Source organism: Nocardioides sp. (assembly GCF_029937575.1).
GTDB lineage: Bacteria > Actinomycetota > Actinomycetes > Propionibacteriales > Nocardioidaceae > Nocardioides.
Window position 1 is genome coordinate 1 of record NZ_JAPYPS010000125.1, and the last position, 4,061, is coordinate 4,061.

At 74.4% G+C, this 4,061-nt stretch carries 3 protein-coding genes and 1 pseudogene; 1 reads left to right on the plus strand and 3 read right to left on the minus strand.

The annotated features are described in order from the left end of the window. The 3 genes from Q1K33_RS20600 to Q1K33_RS20610 form a co-directional block, all read right to left on the minus strand. A partial coding sequence (locus Q1K33_RS20600; protein WP_300406790.1) for an RDD family protein occupies positions 1 to 643 on the minus strand: 643 nt, incomplete at its 3' end. Continuing rightward, complete coding sequence (locus Q1K33_RS20605) at positions 640 to 1,962, minus strand: FHA domain-containing protein (protein ID WP_300406792.1); 1,323 nt, start codon at positions 1,960 to 1,962, stop codon at positions 640 to 642. The genes Q1K33_RS20605 and Q1K33_RS20600, both read right to left, overlap by 4 nt. After that, positions 1,959 to 2,801 carry a protein phosphatase 2C domain-containing protein gene (locus Q1K33_RS20610; protein ID WP_300406794.1) on the minus strand — a complete coding sequence of 281 codons (843 nt, stop codon included), beginning with the start codon at positions 2,799 to 2,801 and terminating at the stop codon, positions 1,959 to 1,961. Before Q1K33_RS20610 ends, Q1K33_RS20605 begins: the two co-directional genes overlap by 4 nt. Positions 2,802 to 2,846: 45 nt before the next feature. On the opposite strand from Q1K33_RS20610, the pseudogene Q1K33_RS20615 reads away from it, so the two are divergent. Next, positions 2,847 to 4,061, plus strand: a pseudogene (locus tag Q1K33_RS20615) (hypothetical protein); the annotation flags it as partial.

Sequence of the window (4,061 nt, forward strand, 5' to 3'; positions counted from 1 at the left end):
GACCAGGCGGCGGACCGGGCGGCCGGGCAGGCGGCGGAGCAGGCGGCCGGGCAGGCGGCCGGGCAGGAGCCGGGGCCGGCACCGGCTCGACCGACGGGGTCGGCATCAGCCGCATCGCGGTGAGGTTGACGATCTGGCGAGGACGTCGGTCGCTGTCGAGGTCGACCTCGGGGACGGGGCGGACGTCGACGACCACGGCGTTGCTCATCCGATCGTGGCCACCACGACGCCGGCCCTCGGGATCCATCACCGCGGTCCACGCCAGCGTCGCCAGGCCGAGGCCGGCGGTGGGGAGCGTGAAGATGCCGAGGACGGCGGTGCGCAGCAACGCCTGGGGCACCCCGATCGGGCGGCCGTCGTCGTAGCCGACGACCCGCAGACCGACCAGGGCCTTGCCGGGCGAGACGCCGGCGACGCCGAGCAGCACGCCGTACACGAGCGAGACCACGAGGACGGTGCCGACGACGGCAGCGACGCCGGCGGCAGCCCGGTCCTCCTCGAAGAGGAAGCGCCACGCGAGGTATCCCGCTCCCGCGAAGAGCCCCCACGCCAGGAGCCGGTCGAGGACGAAGGCGTAGAACCGCCGATCCAGCTCGGCGGCCGGGTAGGTCACCGGCGCGGCGACCCGGCTCGCCGCGCTCAAGGCCGCGAGACCAGGATCGTGACCCCGTCGCCGAGGTTGATCGTCGCGCCGGGGATCAGCTGGACGGCGATGCCCGGCTTGAGGTCCTCCGGGCCCAGTCCGGGCTGCTCGAGCACGGTGCCGTTGGTCGACCCCATGTCGGTCACCACGGCGCTGCCGTGGTCGGCACCCGAGCCGGGACGGACCTCCAGGTGGGTGGAGGAGATCTCGTGCAGCGGGCTGGGCACCTTGACCAGGCGGGGCTGCTCGGTGCTGGTGAAGCGTCGCGCCTCGGGGGCACGCCCGACCAGGATCACACGGTCGACCGGGATCGTCTCGCCGTTGGAGATCACCAGCTCGGCCACCGGCGCCACCACCCGGGGCGCGGCGGGCTGGCCCGGGATCCCCGGCAGCTCGCGCGCGAACTCGGCCTCGGACGAGGCGCCGGTCCTGGTGAGACCGTCATGGTCCGAGGGGTCGTCGTCCGTCGGTGGAGCGGCCGGCGGGGTGGGCGGCGCGGGCACCTCGGTCTCCATCGACAACACGTCAGTCGGCGCGACGGGCGGCGCCGGCGGGAGTCCGGCCGGCGGCGCCGAGGGCGGTACGGCGGGTGGAGCGGCCGGCGGCGCGGGCGTCCGTGGGCCCCAGGAGTCCGCCGCCTCGACCGCCTCGGGCGGGTCGATCGGCTCGTCGAGCGGCCCGGCGTCCTCGCGGGTCCCCATGTTGGCGGTGTCGGACTCGCCGTCGAGCGGCGAGGCCTCCGACTCCGGGACCGGCTCAGGCTCCGGTCCCGCCTCGGGCTCGGGCTCGCTCGCGAGGCCTTCGGCCGAGGGCAGGACAGCGGCGGGAGCGGGTCCCGCCGTACCGCTCGAGGCGTCCGCGTCCGCGTTCGCAGCAACGGCGGGCTGGTCGACCCGCGAGACCCGCACCAGGCCGTCGACGATCGGCAGGTCCACGTCGTCGGTGTCCTCGGTCGACCCGTCGTCGAGCACGACCAGGGCGAGGGACTCGACGTCGTCGAGGGTGCGCTCGACCCAGGTCAGGGCGTCCCGGCCGTCGATGCTCACCTGCTCGCCGTCGGCGGAGCCGGTCACCTGTACCGGGCCCCGGGCCAGCACCTTGGTCGGGCCGTCGTCGCCGCTGACCAGGACGAACCCGGGAAGCGCGCCGAGGCCCGACTGGAGGAGGACGTCGAGGACCTCGTCGAAGCCGGCACCGTCGTCGATGCGGGACCAGAGGTCGGCGACACGCGCCTTCTCCGAGCCGGGCAGCAACAGGGTCGTGGCGCTCCCGAAGACGGCGAACCAGGCGCCGGTGCGGTAGGACGAGGTCGGCATCACGGCAGCGCTCCCAACTTCTGCTCGAGACTCATGCGCTGGGCATCGGAGTCGTACGGTCGATCCGGCACCAATCCCACCACATCGACGACGACGGCTGTGGCGTTGTCGCGCCCACCGGCCGCGACGGCGGCTGCGACCACCCGGTCGGCGGCGTCGCGCGGGTCGGACGTGCGACCCAGGATCTCGGCGATCCGGTCGTCGTCGATCATCCCGCTCACGCCGTCCGAGCAGAGCAGCAGCCGCTCGGCGCCGGCCAGCGGCAGGACGAAGAAGTCGGCCTCGGTGCTGCCGGAGCCGCCCAGGGCGCGGGTGATGATGTGGCGCTCGGGATGGACCGCGGCGTCGGCGAGGGAGATGGTGCCGGCGTCGACGAGCTCCTGGACGACGCTGTGGTCGACGCTGACCTGTTCGAGCACGGTGTCGTTGTAGCGGTAGATGCGAGAGTCACCGAGGTTGGCCAGCAGCCACATCGGCTCCGTCGGTCCCCCGAGGTCCCCCTGGGTCTGCTCGACGACCAGAGCCACCACGGCGGTGGTGCCGGCGGCGAAGTCCTGCGCACCGGCGGCGCGCTGCGCGGCGTCGTACTCGGCGATCCTGTCCTGGCACGAGCGCAGCGTCGCGGCGATCGCCTCGGGACCCCGGAGCGCGTCGTAGCCGGACTCGGCGAGGGCGCTGAACTCCTCGACCACGATCCGACTGGCGACGTCCCCGCGGTCGTGCCCGCCCATGCCGTCGGCGACCACGAACACCGGTGGGGCGACGAGGAAGGCGTCCTCGTTGATCTCGCGCACCAGTCCCACGTCGCTGGCGGCGCCGTGGTGCAGCTCGACGTCGGTCATGGTCGTCTCCTCGGGAGACTGGAGGAGACCGATAGTTTGGGAGGGATGGCAACCACGAGATCCGCGGGCCCTGGCAGCACGAGCGGGACCGGCGACGCCGGCAGCAACGAGCCGGGACACCGCTCCCTGGCCGACCAGCTGCGCGGTTGGTCCGACGAGCGCCTGGGCCGGCTGCTCGCCGCGCGTCCCGATCTGGTCACTCCCGCCCCTCACGACTTCGGCCAACTGGCGTCGCGAGCCGCCGTGCGCGCCTCGCTGTCCCGAGCCCTCGACGCGCTCACGCGCCTCGAGCTCTCGGTCCTTGATGCCCTCGTCGTGGCAGGTCAAACCCCCCGTGAGGACGTAGTGAGCATCGTGCACGCTGCGCCCGACGCCGTCGAGGCCGCCCTGGACCTGCTCATCGACCGAGGCCTGGTCTGGTCGTCGGTGGGTGGGTGGCGGGCGGTCACCGGGGTGGCCGACGCCCTCGGCACCGGCCCGGGCAGCAGTGGACTGCGAGCCCGCTCGTCCGACCCCTCCGACCCCGCTCTCGTCGAGGCCGCCCTGACGGAGATCACGCCCGGTGCGCGCGCCCTGCTCGAGCACGTGGTCGACCACGGCGGCGAAGGCACGACCGGGTCGGCGCGACTGACGGTGCTGCCCGCCGACGCCGCCACCCCGGCCGAGGAGCTGATCTCGCGCCGACTCCTCGTGCCGCGTGTCGGGGGCACCGTGGTCCACGCGCCCGGAGAGGTCGGGCTGGCCGTGCGGGGCGGACGGACGACGCGCGAGCCCATCGACGACCTGCCGGCCATCGCCGTCGCCGAACGCTCCCCCGACCTCGTCGACCGGGCCGGGGCCGGCGCAGCGTTCGAGGCCGTACGGCGCGTCGAGCTGCTGCTCGACCACTGGGGCACCCAGCCACCCACGATGCTGCGCAGCGGCGGGCTGGGGGTGCGCGACCTCAAGCTCGCCGCAGCCCTGCTCCACCTCGACGAGGCAACGACGGCGCTCGTGGTCGAGACCGCCCACACCGCGGGGCTGCTCGGGACGGTCGCCAACGCGGACGGGAACGCCGTGTGGGTGCCGTCGGACGCCTTCGACGCCTGGGTCACGAAGCCACCCGCGGAGCGGTGGGCCACCCTCGTGCACGCCTGGCTCGACAGCGCCCGCCTGCCGGCTCTCGTGGGCACCCGCGATCCGGCCGGCAAGACGTGGAACGCCCTGGCTCCCGAGCTCGCCTCGCACGCGGTGGCCGAGGCGCGCCGCGCCACCCTGCTC

Bases quoted from the DNA above. Each gene is read 5' to 3' on its own strand.
- Q1K33_RS20610 (WP_300406794.1), bottom strand. From the start codon at position 2,801: ATGACCGACGTCGAGCTGCACCACGGCGCCGCCAGCGACGTGGGACTG.